Below are 16,191 nucleotides of genomic sequence, written 5' to 3'. Positions count from 1 at the left end.
AAAACCCAAAGTAAATTAGAACGCCTCATCGAAGGCTACCGAGCCACTGATACCAGTTTGGTAAGCAGAAACACGTCTTTCAAAGAAGTTTGCAAGTTCTTGCATGTCTTGAAGTTCCATGAAGCCAAATGGATTTTTCACGTTGTAGCGTGGAGCGATGTTCAAGCTTTCAAGGCGTTGGTCAGCGCAGTATTCAAGATATTGGCGCATGTCTTTTGGAGAAAGACCGGCAACACCCAATTGCAATACATCGTTTGCAAAGTCCATCTCACACTCGATAGCGTCTTCAAGCATTTGTGTGACCATATCTTCCATTTGAGAGTTGAAAAGATCTGGTTCTTCTTTGCGTGCTGTCTTGATAACTTCGATAGCGAAAGCCATGTGCATGGATTCGTCGCGGAAAACCCAGTTTGTGCCAGATGCAAGACCTTGCAGCAAACCTTTTGAACGCAAGAAATAAACGTAAGCGAAAGCTGCATAGAAGAATAGACCTTCCACGCAAGTTGCGAAGCAGATCAAGTTCATCAAGAAGCGACGGCGGTCTTCTTTCGTGTTCAATTGATCCAATTCGTTGATTGAATCGATCCATTTAAAGCAGAAATCTGCTTTCTTTTTGATAGAAGGAATATTGTCGATCGCAGCGAAAGCTTCCGCGCGCTCATCTGGATTTGGGATGTAAGTATCCAGCAAAGTCAGATAGAACTGAACGTGCAAAGCTTCTTCGTAAAGCTGACGAGACAAGTACATACGGCCTTCCGGCGCGTTCACGTGCTTGTAAAGATTCAATACAAGATTGTTTCCGACGATAGAGTCACCCGTCGCAAAGAATGCCACCAGGCGAGAGATCAAATGTCTTTCAGCTGCTGTCATTTTTGAATGAAGGTCCACAAGGTCTGTAGAGAAATCAATTTCATCCACTGTCCAAGTGTTCTTGATACCGTTTTTGTACATTTCGTACATAGTTGGGTATTTCATCGGACGAAGAGTTAAGTTAAAGCCTGGATCTAAAATCATAAAAAGTCCCTAAAAGTTTTTCCGGCGAAAGGCACCGGCGCTCTTTTTTGAGCTGAAAGTCCCCCTCGGACCTTCAGCTCTGACCAGCTTTCGCTGGATTATTGACAAGCTTCGCAAGCCTCTGGATTTTCCAAAGAACAAGCAATCACTTCTGAATCTGTGTAAGTTTTCTTAGGAGCGTCATCTTGAGCAGGAGCTTGAGGAGCCGCATCCATAGTGTTTGCAGCAGCTGTTGTCATACCCATACCGTTGTTAGAAGACTTCACAGTCGTTTTTGCGATTTTAGTCGCTGGACGAGAGCGCAAGTAATAAGTCGTTTTCACACCTTTTTTCCATGCATACATGTACATAGAAGAAACTTTACCGATAGTCGGGCTTTCCATGAACAAGTTCAAAGATTGAGCTTGGTCGATGTAAGCGCCACGGTCTGCAGCCATTTCGATCAATGACTTCATTGGGATTTCCCAAACAGTACGGTAAAGTTCTTTGATCTGAGGTGGGATCATCGCGATTTCATCAATTGAACCATCGTTCAATTTGATTTCATTACGCATGTCTTCAGTCCAAAGGCCGATCGCTTTAAGATCTTGCACCAAGTATTTATTGATCTGCATGAACTCACCAGAAAGTGTTTCACGTTTGAACAAGTTGGATACTTGAGGCTCGATCGCTTCGTAGCAACCTACGATAGAAGCGATAGTTGCTGTTGGCGCAATCGCGATCATCAAAGAGTTACGCAAGCCGTGTTGTTTGATTTTCGCTTTCAAAGCTGTGAAGCGCTCTGGTTGAGATGGCGTCACATTCCAAAGGTCGTATTGCAACAAGCCTTTAGCAGCTTTTGTTTGTTCGTATGCACCGTGAGGTCCGTATTTTTCAGCCAATTCACAAGAAGTTAAAAGAGCATTGTAGTAGATCTCTTCTTGGATTTTCGCTGACAAATCACGAGCTGCTTGGGAATCAAAAGGCAACTTCAATTGGAAGAAAGCATCTTGAAGGCCCATCACACCCAAACCAACTGGACGCCATTTGTGATTGGAATCCTGAGCTGTTGAAATAGGGTAGAAGTTAATATCAACAACGCGGTCCAAGTACTTTACAGCTGTGCGAACAGATTTCGCCAGTTTGTCGAAGTTAAACTGACCGTTTTCTACGTGTCTGCCAAGGTTCACAGAGCCCAGGTTACAAACCGCTGTTTCAGAGTTTGAAGTCACTTCAAGGATCTCTGTGCAAAGATTTGAAAGATGGATCACATTGCCAGCTTCACCAGTTTGGTTGGCTTTCATGTTGGAAGCGTCTTTAAATGTCATCCAGCCGTTACCAGTCTGTGCAAGAGTTTTCATCATGCGAGAGTAAAGGTCGCGAGCTTTGATTTGCTTGGAATATTTTTTCTCCGCTTCAGCTTGTTCGTAAGCCGCTTCGAATTCTGGGCCGTAAATGTCTACGAAATGAGGCACTACGCGTGGGTCAAACAAAGACCACATGCCGTCCGCTTCAACGCGTTTCATGAACAAATCTGGAACCCAGTTTGCCAAGTTCAAATTGTGAGTACGTTTAGCTTCGTCACCGGTGTTATCGCGAAGTTCAAGGAACTCCTCGATATCAGCATGCCAAGTTTCCAAGTACACACATGCAGCACCTTTACGTTTACCACCTTGGTTAACTGCAGACACAGAAGAGTCCATAGTTTTCAACCAAGGAATGATGCCGTTAGAGTGACCGTTTGTTCCTTTGATCAAAGAACCACGGGAACGGATGCGAGAGTAAGCAACACCGATGCCGCCAGCAAATTTAGATAGCAAAGCGATGTCTGTGTACTTTTTGTAGATAGCTTCCAAGTCATCTGTTGGAGAATCCAAAAGATAGCAAGAAGACATTTGAGGGCGCAAAGTACCAGAATTGAACAATGTCGGCGTAGAAGCCATGTAGTCATGAGAAGAGATCAAGCGATAGAACTCGATAGCTTCATCAACCGTTTGAGCCAAGCCACAAGCCACACGCATAAAGAAGTATTGAGGTGTTTCAAACACCTGACGTGAAGTTGGATTTTTTAGCAAATAACGATCGTAGACAGTTCTCAAGCCAAAGTATTCAAAACGGTCTGTGCGGTAAGGTTCGATAGCCGCGCAAAGAGCTGCTTTATTTGCTTCTACGAAGTTTTTAGTCGCCTCAGACAACAAACCGGCTTGGAAACCATAGTTTACAGAGTCAGCGAAAGACTGGATTTTTTGAGAGCGAACTTCTTCATCAATATAGATACCCAAAAGACGGGCCGCCAAACGAGAGTATTCTGGTTCTTCACCGATCAACAAAGAAGCCGTTTGGATACAAAGATTATCCAACTCATTTGTTGTTGCGCCATCATAAAGACCGCTGATTGCTTTTGTAGCAACGCGAAGTGGGTCGACTTGAGTCAAGCCTTGGCAGTTACGAGTCACACGTTCAACGATCTTCGTTACGTCGACTGGTTCAAGAGTTCCATCTCTCTTTTTAACTCTCATGATGTGAGCTGTTGTTTCCAACATGGTGCAAATCCCCTCTGCCCAGTTCCTTTTGGGCAAAAAAATCCCGCCGTCGTATTCTGCCCCTCGCAAAATCCGCCGCCGTTAAATATAATGATGTAGATTGGTTGAGACTGAGCGCTAATCCATTAGCTTTAAGTTTTGAAGTCGCTGAAACATAAGTTTTGCTTCATCAAAAACGTCTAGTACCTCCCTGTGTGAACCCCTATATCTAGGGGTTGGTCCCGGGTGCCTCGTCAATAAGGCGGGTATCGATCTCAATTCCAACTGTGTAATTCTTTCCGGAAAGTTGCAAGAGTATTTTTTGAAATAACGCTGATTTTTTTGTGACGTTGCTCATCATTTAAGCAGATATATCCTAGCGATTGACACGTCTGTCCTGCGAAAAAAGAGTGCAGGTGACTCCTGTTCCCCGAGGGTAAAACCAAGGTCTAGCGCTAAATGCTCGATTTTTCGTTCCTCAGCCTGAAATTTACCTGTCGTGATCTTACAGAAACTTAAATTGTGCAGAAATTCAGCACGGAGATGCGTCCACGCGGCGAGATTTTTTTAGCAAAACTGCTTGAGCGGAAAGTTCCAACTCAGAATTCGCGTGAAAATATTGAGATTGATAGGATCCATTGGCGCGCAAGTGATCGATGATCGCCTGGTGTGTGCCCATTTTATTTTTCGTCCAATCCGGCGCCACCAACTCATCCCAACGAGACGAATATGCCGCCAAACGGTGCAAAGCAAAGCGCGGTGATAAGTGCTGCAGGAATAGTTCCACTCGGCGAGTATAGGTGACCTGATCAATCGGAGAAAACTCCCCGGCGCGGTACATCCCTTCCAGAGGAGTGTTTTTAAGAACATGCAGATTATGAAGTTTCACATTGGTAATAGGCAGAGTGTTTACGATCTCTGCCGTCTTAATAATGCGCTCATCCGTTTCACCCGGGCTTCCAAAGATCAAATGAATGCCTAGGTCCACTTTGGTGTTATCCGCAATCTTATGGATGGCTTCGACAGCTGCTTCTGCGGAGTGACCCCGGCGCATGAATTCCAATTCATCATTAAAGAAGCTTTGCACGCCCATCTCGACCGCCACAAAGGACTTCTCATGATACTCGTTCCACAGATCCATCACGGACTTAGAAAGGCAATCTGGACGAGTTCCCAAGGTAAAGCCCTTCACCCAGGGATAAGAAAGCGCGATATCAAAGTTATTACGAAGAGCCGACACTTTGGTGAAAGTGTTGGTATAGGCTTGAAAGTAAATCAAAAAAGCCTTGGCATTGTAACGATCAGCGATGTGGGCATGATATTTTTCGATCTGTTCGCGAAGTTCCATGGTCATGGCTTCCGCATTTGCAGCAGATCCCCACACGTCACAAAACACACAGGTTTGCATGCCCTTTAACCCCATCCGGTTTGGACAATTATCAACCACGGTGACGGGGATCTTATAGACCTTCTCGCCAAAGAGATGATTGTAGTGCTCACTGATAGTGTGATAGGGAAGTCCCAACCAGCCTTTTTCCATAGGGCGTTTATGGGTTTTATTTTGCGGGAAGTCAATGATTGAGCCAAAACCACTGAAATCATGGGGTGATCTAGGGTTTGAGATCGAAATTACCAAGGATCAAAGCCCCACTTTGCGTCTATTAGAATCCTTAGATCCCGCAAAACCCTATGGCGAGTCCATGCATCACTCCGGTGGTGCAAGCACTGAAACTACCCATCTTTACGGAAATGTAGCGGCCGATGTTTTAAAGAAAGTCGATAATCCTCATTTTATGGTGGTGGGACTGGGGTTGGGCTACATCGAGATGAATATTGCCCGCGAGGCCCTTAAACAAAAAAAATCCGTGGGCCTTATCACCAGTTACGAAAGCATTCCTGAGCTGCGTGAGTTCTTTTACTTGTGGCTGCATGATCAATATTTAAGTCTTTTGCCAGAAGTTGCCGCTGTTTATGATGATGCTTTGATGCACGTTTTGAAAGGGACCGACATTGCAAACAGAGAGTTAAAGTCTTTCTTGAGGCAGCATTTCGTAAATCTCACGGATATTCATGGTTCTCTTCATGAAGACATAAAATTCGTTTCGCGCTATCACGGTTTTTTCTATGATGCTTTCAGTTCTAAAACTCATCCGCACTTATGGGGCGAGGAATTCTTAAATCGTCTGCTGTTGGAATCTGCTGCTGAGCAAAGTGTCCTTACAACATATGCGTGCAAAAGCAATATGAAGCGGGCTCTGCGAATGCAAGGATTCGTCGTAACTGAACGTCCCGGATTTTTTTCTAAACGTGGTTCGACATTGGGAGTGAAGGAGTTGCCAATTGTTGATCAGTAAACATAAATTGTTTGCTAAATGACCGTGAGTCCATGCAAGCTATCTAAGCATGAAATTCAAATATTTGGTTCTTCCCTTATTTTGTATTGCTGGTTCTGTGGAAGCCAAGGTGGCACGCCTGGTGACTTTTCCTATTCCTTTATTTGTGGAAAGCAAAGACAAAGGATCGTTTCTAAAGCTCGCTAATGAAATTGCCTCTCGCTCTAAAAGTAAGTTCAAGGTCGATGTTCTGACTTCCAATAAAGCAAAGCTGGCTTTTTCCAATGGAAAAGCCGAAGGGTTCTTTCCTGGAATGGATAATTCCGTACCGAAAGACGCGTTGAAATCCACACCCTTTTATATTCGTACCAATTTTATTTTTTATCGTGAAAAACGTCCTTTTAAGACTTTCAAAGAGCTTTACGGAAAAAACGTAGGCTTAACGTTCCGTTATCACTATCCGGCGGAGATTCAGGAAAACAGTAAAGTTAAATTCATCTATGCCGATGATGACGTGGCCAACATGCGCCGCTTAGCTGATGGCACCATTGATGCCTTTATTGTTGAAGAGCGGTCAGGGCTTCGCGCCTTAGAGTTAAGTAAAGTTCAAGGTATCAACTATAGCCGTGAAAATCCGGTATCAAATCAGGATTGTTATTTTGCTTTTCGTAATGATGAAGAGGGGCAGAATCTGCTAAAGGAATTCAATGCGGTTCTGGAGCAAATGAAATCGGATGGAAGTCTGCAGAAGGTTCTGAAATTAACAGAACCTTCTGTGATGAAATCGAATCTTTAGTTCGCCAGTGGAACTGGAACCAGGTCCACTGCGAATCTAGCGCCTTCTTTGTATTCGTACTTTACGTTACCAGAAAGTTTCACAGAGTTTGAACTTGGGTTGTAAGTCCAACCACCGTTCGCTTTGTTCGGAATCAACTGACCCTTGCCTTGAGCCAAAACATCAGCCGTACCATAACGAACACGCAACATCAGCTTGCCGGAGTCATCCACACGTGGGATTTGGCTTAGGAAAATTTGTTTTTCCAAAGTCTTAACCGTGATGGAGTCGCCCATGCGACCCAACTCCGTACCGAAGATAGGGGACGTGATGCTCATGATATACTGTTCACGGATTTGTTTTGGATTGCCGGCACCGTTATTGGCAGCCACAATCATTTCTTCCAAACGCTCTGGACCGAAGCCAGTACATTTACCGTTGTTCTTTTGACCAGTAAAACACTCAGGGTGGTATTTAGGGTGAACGCGCAAATCCCAGTCTTTAACTGAATCTGGATCTTTGGCATTAACCAACACACCATAAACAGAAACTTTATCCTGGCGGCCACCTTTGAAATCGATCAAAGTTTGCGCCATTTGTTCTGGAGTGATGCGAGATGAAGAATCGTCAGCATCCGTCATGAAGATCACCACAAGCTGGGCATCGTCACGGAAGAAACCTTCATTCACTGCCGCGTGGCCGCTTTTATCCAACGCTGCCGCAAGGGGAGAGAAGAACTCTTCAACCTCAGGCCCACCTTCCGCATAAGGAGCAACACCGATTTTCAATGTGTTCGCCAAAATACCAGCTGAATCTTTTTTAGTTACGAAACGTTCTTTAGATTCAGTGCCAGCAATTGTTTTAACATTGCGAAGCTCACCAATTTGGTAAGTATCTTTTTTCTTTGTCGCAAAACGCTCGGAACTGTCCCAAGTAGAGATAACACCGATATGATAGTCAATCATCTTGTTGTTCGTGATACCATTTGTAAAACGATTCAAGTTCTTGATCAAGTTTGCTTGAGCCGATTTCATAGAGTCCGAGTTGTCAGTTACAAACAGGATGTCAACACGTGGGTTGAAATCAAGCTGACTTTGACCGCCGTCCTCTGTGATCCAAACGATTTCTGGTTGTTTCACAGTCGGATAAACTGGAATTTCTGGTTGTTCCGGTTGAACAACGTCCGGGTAAACCGGAAGCTCAACTTTTGGTTGCTCCAGAGTTTTTTGCGCGATGATGGTTCCAGATTCCTGGGCGCACGCCGATAGCAATAAAAATGCTGAAACGTAAATGCAAAGAGCTATAAGTGGTTTCACATTTTTCTCCTAACATTTTGAGCACAAGACTTCGTAACTACGTCGTACTTGTCCAATTCGTCGATCCAAGGGCGGCCGTCGTCTTTAAATACCAACTGGTCCACATTTGTGTCTTTGAAATCATTTTTCGTGTAAGCCGCATCCGCAAGTTTTTGATCCGTGTGAACGCGTTGAATCGCTTCAACCTCCACCAGGTTCAATTTGCCGATTACGCGTTTGTTGTCAGCGGTCTCGTTGTTAGCCAATTCCTGAAGTCGCACTTTCATTTTAATGAAGGCTTCCTTGTTGATTTGGTCCAGTTGAGTTTGCAAAGTACGTTGCACGTTTTTAGCTGCCAAAACTTCCATACCTTTTTGGCTTAATTTAAAGCGCAACATCTGTTTTTGAAGTTCCAAGTCTTTGTAGTAAAGAACCGGAAGTTTCAATAACGATTCACCCACTTCAGTTGCTTGCAATGGGAACTTATCAACTTTTTTCAAAACTGTTAGGAACGCGTCGTTGAAACCTTCTTTGGTCAAAGCTTGAACAGAAGCGATACGATCGCGTTGTTTTTCTTTGAACATCTGAGTCGTTTTGAAAACAGATTTGTAATCACAGATTTTTAGTTCAGCCAAGGACTGAAGCAGGTAAGCTTCAGAGTTAACTACTTCCGCGAATTGCGGGCTCAACAATGTTTTAGATTGAGCTAACGCTTTTTCGGAGTCATTTTGACGGAAGTAAGCCCAACCTTTTTCCTCTACGATTTGGAACCAGTAGTCTGAACCACGGGGAACTTCATTGTATAGAGCCAAAGACTGAGAGTATTTTCCTGCAGCGAACAACTCACGGGCTTTTTGGATTGTTTGTTTGATTTTGCTGTTCGAAGCAGAACCAATCACTTTGCCTTCAAGTTTGTTGAAGTCCAACAAATTCAAAGTGGTCTTGCCGCTTTTTTCAGACAAAGAAGTTTCTAGGGAATTCCCCCAGTCCTTCACTGAAAAACGCTCAGCAGCCAAAGCATTGTGACCAACACTTAAAGCCGTGACCATTAGAAGTTGAGATACAAAAGCCTTTTTGGAAATCATAACATCCATCCAAGACCAAGGTTACCCGTGACAACGTTCAAGTTACGTTCACCTGTTACGGGTTTGTCGTTGTAATTCATGTAACGAACTTCAGCTCTTGCAGTCAGATGTTTTGTGATCCAGGCACCGATACCAAGACCTGCTGTATAAACTGCAGTTGAACCGCTGGACAAAGTGATTTGACCACCACCGCCAAGTAAGTACATATCGAACTGAGTCACACCAACATCCATAAAGCTTGTTTTACCATAGATTGGATACCAGTTTAAAACTGCCATGACAGAACTTTCCGGGTAGTCGATGTCCACGGCATATGCGCGGCCACCAGCTTGGTAGTTCGCTTTCGCTTGGTCGAAAATACGTTTACCTTCTGGAGACAAAGAATTTCCGTAGTCAAAGTATCTTGCACCGATGGACCAGCGAGGCGTGATGTGGAAATCAAGAGTTGCGCCCATAGCTTGAGTTTTCGTGTAAGCATCACCACCGAAGTTCATTCCGTAGTTAACACCCACTTCAAGGCGGTTGCGTCTGTCAACGATACGCTCTTGAACGATACGAGAACGGCTTTCAGATTTGATATTTTGCGCCATGTTCATCAACTGTTCGTTGCCACCCAAAGAGTCGATGTCACTAGTGACATCGCTATTGTCGTTAATACGAGCCGGTTGAGAAGATGTTGTGGTTGCTTTTTTCACAGCTTTTTTAGCCGGAGCTGCGAAAACATTTTGTGAGCTTAGCGCGATTAACAAAACAGTTGCAGAAAGAAGTTTAAAGTTTTTCATAACTATTTAGCCTCCGCAGCTTTAGCAGCTGCTGTAGCAGGAGCAGCGCAAAGTTTTTTGTCTTTAGCTGCTTTGACCGTTTTCAAAGCATATTCAGTCACATTAGAGATTTGACCATTCAATGAACCCGTTGCCGACATTTCGATTGCACCCTTCAAAGTTTTTGAAGTTGCATCGCAAGGAACTTCCCAAGTCAAAGTACATTCTTGTTTGTTGCTGCCAGTAGCAGAAGCTTCACAAGAAATTTGTGGGTTTCCTGGCAAGGCAGAGTTTTTAGATTCAACTGCTACCACTGCGTTTTTGCTGCTTGATGAAGCTGAGAAACGAAGAGTTACTTTTTCGCCCGGGGAAACTTCCAAACCTTGTTTACCAAGACCGGAAACGTCGAAACGGGGAGCGGAGATAGTTTTTGTGTAAACGATCTTAGTTTGAACAACCGATTCAGCAGTTGAAAGACCATTCGGGCTGAAAGCTTTCACGCTGAAACGAACGCGTGTGCCGTTAGCTTGCAACATAATAGTGCCATCTTTAGCCAATTGCGGTTGAACTGCGATATTTTTAGTATCGAAGATCAAGTTGATTTTCCATTTAGAATCGCCAAGGTATTCAGCGTCTTTTTTGTTAAGGTCAGCGATCACATAACGAGAACCATCAAGTTCCAGAAAGTCGTTACCTGCCGTGATAGCGTTTGCATCGTAGCTGATTACGATACGTGGTTTTTGAGAAGATTTACCATCGATACCTGGAACAGTGACTGTTACAGAGAACGGTGTTAGTTGATCTTCAGAAACCTCAGCAGCGATACCAGAAACCGACAACGCACTTGGAGCCACTTGGTTTTTAGTCACGAACAAAGTTTTATCCAGTTCGTTGATCATGCCTTTAACCGCTTCGGCATTTTTAGATGTCCCAGCATTGGTAACAGTTGCTGTGAATTTCACAGGGATAGATTTCAAAGATTTACCAGCGTCCACTGTGTACATTGGAGGATTCCAAGTCAGAACGTAAACGTCTTTTTCAGAAGAAGGTTTCAATGAAGCACCTTCAGGCAGGTTCGAAGCTGTCAAAGTAACAGCGGCGCCTGGAACCGGAAGGGAAGCGCGGATTTTATATGAAGAAGAAACGCCTTCAGAGAAAGTCATTTCAGAATCAGCCGTCAAAAGGATCATTGAACGAGTGATGTCTGTTTCTTTAACTTTAACTTCGACTTGTTTTTCAACGACAACAGTCTTAGTTACTTCCACTGGAGAAGGTTGCGTCACTACGACGGTCTCAGTGATTGTCTGAGGTTTATCAGGCCCCATCTCAGTGATAGTTTTTGCTTGAGCGCGCATTTCTTGAAGGTCCGATGAAGGACTCTTCTGCCAGCCATCACATGCTGTGAGGGCCATTGCTGCCGGGATTGCGATCATCAAACTTTTTACCGTCTTCATATTAACCTCTTTAATACTCGTTCAATTCTTAGCGAGCCGAAACGCGCATTAATTCGAATGGGTAAAGAACATCTACGTTTACTTTTCCAACTGGTTTCGGGAACTGCCATGATTTCATTTTAGCGATCATGCAGTTTTCAACCATTGCCGAACCCAGAGAACTTTGAGCCACTTTTGCTGTTGTGATACGACCATTTGGACCGATCACGAAGTCAACTGCCACACGACCACCGATAGCTGGCTGGGCTTGCAGACCTTTTTCATAACAATATACGATTTGACCTTTGTTACGGTTGATAACCGCGATGATTTGGTCACGATCCAAACCGCCTTCAACAGTTGCTTCCGCATCAAGGGGAAGACTAGAGGCAGCCGTACCACCAACCATATTCATCTTGCCGTAACCCGCACGACCGCCACCAACACCACGAGTGCCGTAACCGCCAGCGCTTTCAGCGCGACCACCTTCACCTGCAGAACCAGCGATCAAGCCATTGCCGGGAAGGTAACCTTTAACACCACCGCGACCAGCAGAGCCGACGCCGCCACCGCCATTGCCGATACCAGCAGAACGGATAGCTTTCATAGAGTTGTTATCAAGACCCTCGTAACCACGAGTGCCTTTCGGAGTTCCACCCAAAGCTGCCAAAGCACCCACGCGTTGTACGTTTTTCGCTTTGTTGGTGTTCACGGTGTATTTTTTAACTTTGATAGGTTGTTTCTTAACGACTGGTTTATACACTTTGTTAGATGGTTTGATTTTCTTTTCAGACATCTTCACGTGTGGAACCGGTTTGTTTTCAACAACTTTAGGAGCTTCTTTAGGGATAACGATAGTTACCAAAGGAGCTTCGTCTTTTTTCGTAAAGTATTTAGCGGCAATGAAAGTACCCATCATGATGATGCCGACAACTACCAAGTGAGTCAGTGCCGTGCGAGTCAACATTGTCTTTAGTTGCTCTTCATCTTGCTCTTCATGCAACGAGTATTGAGGGCTTGTAACGTCATCGTGACTTGCCAGGCGAATGCGCCCCAAGCCCGCAAGTGTTTCACCTTTAGAGCTCAACTTAGAAAGATCGATCTTTTTAAGAAGGTTGTAGTCGATGTCATTGTCTTTAAGAACTTTCAAGTCTGCCAAGGCTTCAACGCGGCGTTGATCCTTAAGGTACACGATGTTCAAGGACTCTGAATCAACCGCAAACGTGCGGACTTTTTGTCCCGCGATGTTTTCTAGAATGATTAGTTTTGCTGCGTTCATGTTACGTCCTAGTTTCTTTTTAGATCGTCTTGGATTCTGTCGTTAAATTCTTTTCTTCCAGCCAAAAGATCTTCCAATAATTTATCGTTTTCTACCGTGGCTTTCGTATTCAGAGAGCTTTGGTATTTCCCGCGAAGAGCACTTCCATCAAACTTAAAGGAGGTGCCTAGTTGCGGTTTGTTCCCTTCGGCCTTCTTAGCTTTATTTGCTGCTAAGGCGCCGGGGGCACCCATCATACTAAGCAAGAAGGGCGCCAATAGAATGAGCGTTTTCATAGGCTTTTTCCTCTCTGTAATTGATTTAAACGGGCTTCCAGGTACGAAGCCATAAGGGGATGGCCCATTTTTGTCTCTAGAGTTTTAAGTTTTACAATCTCACCTGCGTTGTTGGGCTCAGCTGCCACTGATTTGCGCGCGGAGGCCAAATCAGACGCTGTTGCCTGTGACGAATTTAGCGCATCGGAAACAGCTGACTTCATTTTGCCACTCGCTTGCAATTGAGTGATCAAAGTCATCTCGCGTTTCAGGATATTTTGGATTTCAGGACGGGCTGTTTTGTAATCCTGAGCCATTTGCGCTAGGGCCTGAGAGTTGTTTAGAAGGTCTTGTTCGCGTTGTTCCGCGAATTTCGCCTTCATCAGGTAGGGTTTGGATTTGGCCTTCAAGATACCCACGTATTGAGCCTGCTCCTGTGGAGTCAGACCTTTAGGCATAGGCAAATTCACCAAATCGCGAACCATTCTGTCATTTTCAATAGACACGATTTCAAGTGCCATTAATTGAGCCGTGATATCGCGAGTACGATTCGCCTCTTGAAGCAGGTTATCGGCCTTAGCCAAAAGCTTCATACGCTCCGTGATATCTCTTTGCATTTGTTTATCAGATTTCGTCACGATCATGTGGGCCGCGATCTGATTTTTAAAGCTCAATGCTTTGTTATAGAATGGCTGTTTTTGAATGAATTGAGCCGCCGAACGGTTGCGGATCTCTTTCATGTCCAATACGGATTTAAGGCTGCCGCTCATACCATTGCGAGCGTACACCAGCAAAGCCGTGTCATTCAAAAGAGAAGGACTGCGACGTAATTCTGAAGATTGAGCTTTCAGCTCTGAAGCCGGGTTGCCAGACATAAGCACCAAGCGGGTGCGCATGATCATAGCGCGATCGCCTTTGATGCCCAATTTCAAAGCTGCACGGTAGTGACGTTGTGGATTCATATTAGCCAGGTCAGCCAATGTGCCCAGACGGAACTCACGGTCTTTTTCAGAAACTTTAGGCATTTTCAAGCGAAGAGCAGTTTTATAAGCGTTTGCGAAATCCAGTTTCTTTTCGTAATAACCCGTCAATTGCTCAAGGTAAGCTTCTTTTTTTGCAACGGTAACGTCAGCAGCGATCAATTTGTTCAGGGCCTGAACATAGATTTCTTCTTCGCCCAGTTTTTGCGCCAGGATGCTTTCATTTGTATAGAACAAAACTTTTTCTTCAGACTTAGCAGAAGAAAGGTTTGTGTTCGTAATGCGCTTCAAAACCGTGCGCATATCAGATTTGCTGGAATTTGGATTATTCGCTAAAGCCGCTGCTTGATTCATCAAAGCTTTACGGCTTGTGGATTCAAACTCTGCCTTGTGAGCAGGGAAGATGGCAGCATAATTAGCAGCCAATTCCTGGATTTGCTCGTCATTTTTAAGTTGCGCCAAGCTGTCCAGCGCCAGGTCTGCAGATTTCTTACGAAGTTCCGGATTGCCTTTTTTGTCTGTCGCCAAGTCATTGAAAGCAACTGCCGCTTCTTTCAATTGTTTTTGTTGATAGCTTAGGTAAGCCATTTGGTAACGAACTTCAAAGGACTTGCCTTCATCTTTACCTTTTTTAAGGAAGTTGATGTAAGCCGCTTTTTGAATGTTAGCGTCGTTGGATTTTTCACCAGCCGCCACTTCATTCAAAAGAGCATTTTGACGTTCTTTTTCAGACAAATCCGAGTTGTCGCTGATCGCGCGGTACAATTGAGCCGCAATAGCGGGTTTCCCCATATCCATTGCAACCTGAGCACCACGAGTCGTCATCTCAGTGTCTTCTGGGAATGTGTTTGAATAGATCACGTAAGAGTTTAAAAGATCCTGGTCAGGTTTCAATTTTTTAGAGCGGTGAAGTTCCGTTACATAGGTCTTCATCGTTTTTTTCAACTCTTCACATTTCGAAGCGTCTTTGCATGTGTTTTTGAAAGACTTGGCAGCTTTAGCAAAGTCTTGAGTTGATTTGCCCGTTTGACCACGGTCATAGTTGATTTTCGCCATACGAACGAAAGCTTCCAGAGTCTCGGCATCTGTCAAACCTTCTTGATCCATATAACGGCTTAAGATATCAGCGGCTGCTTGTTTTTGACCAACACGGTCCGCTTCTTGAGCAAAGTTTAAAAGTAATTCTTTACGTTTTTCTTTAGGGGAAAGGACTTCATAGCGGGCAATTTCTTTCACAGAGATATTTCTGCGCGCATAGAAAGTACCAAGGTCACGCACGATATCCGCATGGAAAACAGGGTCATAAGAAGCTCCTGTTTCAGTATCGCGAGTGATCAGTTCAGGCTTAGAAAGCAAGCCTTCCATAATGGAGATTGCTGACGCTAGTTTATCGTCATTGAAATCACTCCATGCCATGTTGTAAGTCGCCAAAGCACGGTTTTGAAGTTTTTTATCTTTAAGGGCGATGACATAGTGAGCTTTCGCCTCTTTGAATTTGCCTTTTTGGAAAAGCAAATCGCCCAGCTCTGCATGGGAACGGGAAACGATATCAGCAGAGATGGATTTTTTCTTAGCGTCTTTTACGATACTTTGGAAAAGTTCGATGGACTTGTCATTTTGACCAGCCATTTCGTACAAGTGACCCAATTGGAACAGGATCGGACCATGTTCATTCAGCTCAATTTTCGCTAAAATATTCTCATAGATCTCGATCGCTTTTTGACGATCGGCTTTAGAGCCTTTACAGCCGTCACAGTTAGCTTCAACTTCTTGCATGAAACGGGTACGCGCTCTTTCCGCCAGTGTATCAGCCAAACGTTGCTGCGTTGGTACCCATGATGGATCTTTAACATCCATCGCCTTTAAAACGCGCTCCATCTTGCCGACGACAAGATCTTGCGTGTCGGAGTTCATCTTTTCTGCGCGAGCGATCTGTGTAAACAGAGCACCGGCCAGAATCGGACTGATAATGAGGAGGCGTTTTAGTGTTCTCATTGTTTTGGTACCACCGCAAATTTAAGTTTTTCAATACCTGCCAAAGAACCAGCCTTGATGATTGGATCCAGGTCAGCGTATTTCATCTCGGTGTCGGCTTGGATCATAAGCTCTACGTCTTCTTTAGAGTCCTTTTTCAAGGATTCCAATTTTGATCCCAACTGGCTGCCGACAACGCGTTCGTCGTTGATGAAGTAGTTGCCTTTTTCGATTCTCAAAATCGCCATTTCTTTATCAACACCTTGAGAGTGTTCTGCGATTGGCAGATTCATCTGTCCGCTTTTGACTTCGATACCGTTCGATTGCGTACCGATCAAAAGATAAATCACGATGATAGAGAAAGCGTCGATCAATGATGTCAGCGGAAGCGCCAACGCCAGGCCGCGAGCACCCGAAGATTTCTTCTTGCCGCCTGGTTTTAGCGTTTGAGCTTCCATCAATGGAGAACGTTGTTTGTTAGCGTTTACAAATGAAGTTCTCATATAA

At 44.5% G+C, this 16,191-nt stretch carries 13 protein-coding genes; 2 read left to right on the top strand and 11 right to left on the bottom strand.

Going from position 1 to position 16,191, the window contains the following annotated elements:
* Positions 1–15: 15 nt before the first annotated feature.
* The 3 genes from HW988_RS09695 to HW988_RS09685 form a co-directional block, all read right to left on the bottom strand.
* A complete protein-coding gene (locus tag HW988_RS09695) occupies positions 16–1,014 on the bottom strand; it encodes a ribonucleotide-diphosphate reductase subunit beta (protein WP_142700258.1) in 999 nt (332 codons plus the stop codon).
* A 98-nt stretch (positions 1,015–1,112) separates the two neighbouring features.
* On the bottom strand, positions 1,113–3,536 hold the full coding sequence (locus HW988_RS09690) for a ribonucleoside-diphosphate reductase subunit alpha (RefSeq protein WP_181607496.1): 2,424 nt from the start codon (positions 3,534–3,536) through the stop codon (positions 1,113–1,115).
* Positions 3,537–4,047: 511 nt separating this feature from the next.
* On the bottom strand, positions 4,048–5,055 hold the full coding sequence (locus tag HW988_RS09685; RefSeq protein ID WP_255490305.1) for a TIGR01212 family radical SAM protein: 1,008 nt from the start codon (positions 5,053–5,055) through the stop codon (positions 4,048–4,050).
* Between the two features lie 34 nt (positions 5,056–5,089).
* Here HW988_RS09685 and HW988_RS09680 point away from each other — a divergent pair, with 34 nt between their 5' ends.
* Together HW988_RS09680 and HW988_RS09675 are read left to right on the top strand one after the other, a co-directional pair.
* On the top strand, positions 5,090–5,869 hold the full coding sequence (locus HW988_RS09680) for an MnmC family methyltransferase (RefSeq protein ID WP_255490304.1): 780 nt from the start codon (positions 5,090–5,092) through the stop codon (positions 5,867–5,869).
* Positions 5,870–5,918: 49 nt separating this feature from the next.
* The gene (locus HW988_RS09675) at positions 5,919–6,644 is read left to right on the top strand and encodes an ABC transporter substrate-binding protein (protein ID WP_181607495.1); all 726 of its coding nucleotides are present in this window, start codon (positions 5,919–5,921) and stop codon (positions 6,642–6,644) included.
* Here HW988_RS09675 and HW988_RS09670 read toward each other — a convergent pair.
* Genes HW988_RS09670 through HW988_RS09635 form a run of 8 tightly spaced genes read right to left on the bottom strand, consistent with a single transcriptional unit; the run spans position 6,641 to position 16,187 of the window.
* Entirely contained in the window at positions 6,641–7,939 is a 1,299-nt protein-coding gene (locus HW988_RS09670; protein WP_181607494.1) for a vWA domain-containing protein, read from the bottom strand. The genes HW988_RS09675 and HW988_RS09670 overlap by 4 nt on opposite strands.
* Positions 7,936–9,003: a hypothetical protein gene (locus HW988_RS09665; protein ID WP_181607493.1), complete on the bottom strand. Its 1,068-nt coding sequence runs from the start codon at positions 9,001–9,003 to the stop codon at positions 7,936–7,938. The genes HW988_RS09670 and HW988_RS09665 overlap by 4 nt, the downstream gene beginning before the upstream one ends.
* The gene (locus tag HW988_RS09660; RefSeq protein ID WP_181607492.1) at positions 9,000–9,785 is read right to left on the bottom strand and encodes an outer membrane beta-barrel domain-containing protein; all 786 of its coding nucleotides are present in this window, start codon (positions 9,783–9,785) and stop codon (positions 9,000–9,002) included. Before HW988_RS09660 ends, HW988_RS09665 begins: the two co-directional genes overlap by 4 nt.
* A gap of 2 nt (positions 9,786–9,787) precedes the next feature.
* Complete coding sequence (locus HW988_RS09655) at positions 9,788–11,218, bottom strand: hypothetical protein (protein ID WP_181607491.1); 1,431 nt, start codon at positions 11,216–11,218, stop codon at positions 9,788–9,790.
* A gap of 28 nt (positions 11,219–11,246) precedes the next feature.
* Positions 11,247–12,476, bottom strand: a complete 1,230-nt coding sequence (locus HW988_RS09650; RefSeq protein WP_181607490.1) for an AgmX/PglI C-terminal domain-containing protein — start codon at positions 12,474–12,476, stop codon at positions 11,247–11,249.
* A gap of 8 nt (positions 12,477–12,484) precedes the next feature.
* Positions 12,485–12,751: a hypothetical protein gene (locus HW988_RS09645; protein ID WP_181607488.1), complete on the bottom strand. Its 267-nt coding sequence runs from the start codon at positions 12,749–12,751 to the stop codon at positions 12,485–12,487.
* Entirely contained in the window at positions 12,748–15,705 is a 2,958-nt protein-coding gene (locus HW988_RS09640; RefSeq protein ID WP_181607487.1) for a lipopolysaccharide assembly protein LapB, read from the bottom strand. Before HW988_RS09640 ends, HW988_RS09645 begins: the two co-directional genes overlap by 4 nt.
* Positions 15,702–16,187, bottom strand: a complete 486-nt coding sequence (locus HW988_RS09635; RefSeq protein ID WP_181607485.1) for a biopolymer transporter ExbD — start codon at positions 16,185–16,187, stop codon at positions 15,702–15,704. Before HW988_RS09635 ends, HW988_RS09640 begins: the two co-directional genes overlap by 4 nt.
* Positions 16,188–16,191: the final 4 nt, after the last annotated feature.

It is taken from the genome of Bdellovibrio sp. KM01 (genome assembly GCF_013752535.1).
Lineage (GTDB): Bacteria > Bdellovibrionota > Bdellovibrionia > Bdellovibrionales > Bdellovibrionaceae > Bdellovibrio.
Note: the sequence above shows the minus strand (reverse complement) of the source record. Positions and strands in the feature narration are given on the sequence as shown.

Coding starts and splice junctions, on each gene's coding strand:
- HW988_RS09675 (WP_181607495.1), top strand. CDS start 5,919: ATGAAATTCAAATATTTGGTTCTTCCCTTATTTTGTATTGCTGGTTCT.
- HW988_RS09650 (WP_181607490.1), bottom strand. CDS start 12,476: ATGAACGCAGCAAAACTAATCATTCTAGAAAACATCGCGGGACAAAAA.
- HW988_RS09645 (WP_181607488.1), bottom strand. CDS start 12,751: ATGAAAACGCTCATTCTATTGGCGCCCTTCTTGCTTAGTATGATGGGT.
- HW988_RS09690 (WP_181607496.1), bottom strand. CDS start 3,536: ATGTTGGAAACAACAGCTCACATCATGAGAGTTAAAAAGAGAGATGGA.
- HW988_RS09695 (WP_142700258.1), bottom strand. CDS start 1,014: ATGATTTTAGATCCAGGCTTTAACTTAACTCTTCGTCCGATGAAATAC.
- HW988_RS09640 (WP_181607487.1), bottom strand. CDS start 15,705: ATGAGAACACTAAAACGCCTCCTCATTATCAGTCCGATTCTGGCCGGT.
- HW988_RS09665 (WP_181607493.1), bottom strand. CDS start 9,003: ATGATTTCCAAAAAGGCTTTTGTATCTCAACTTCTAATGGTCACGGCT.
- HW988_RS09660 (WP_181607492.1), bottom strand. CDS start 9,785: ATGAAAAACTTTAAACTTCTTTCTGCAACTGTTTTGTTAATCGCGCTA.
- HW988_RS09635 (WP_181607485.1), bottom strand. CDS start 16,187: ATGAGAACTTCATTTGTAAACGCTAACAAACAACGTTCTCCATTGATG.
- HW988_RS09655 (WP_181607491.1), bottom strand. CDS start 11,218: ATGAAGACGGTAAAAAGTTTGATGATCGCAATCCCGGCAGCAATGGCC.
- HW988_RS09685 (WP_255490305.1), bottom strand. CDS start 5,055: ATGGAAAAAGGCTGGTTGGGACTTCCCTATCACACTATCAGTGAGCAC.
- HW988_RS09680 (WP_255490304.1), top strand. CDS start 5,090: ATGATTGAGCCAAAACCACTGAAATCATGGGGTGATCTAGGGTTTGAG.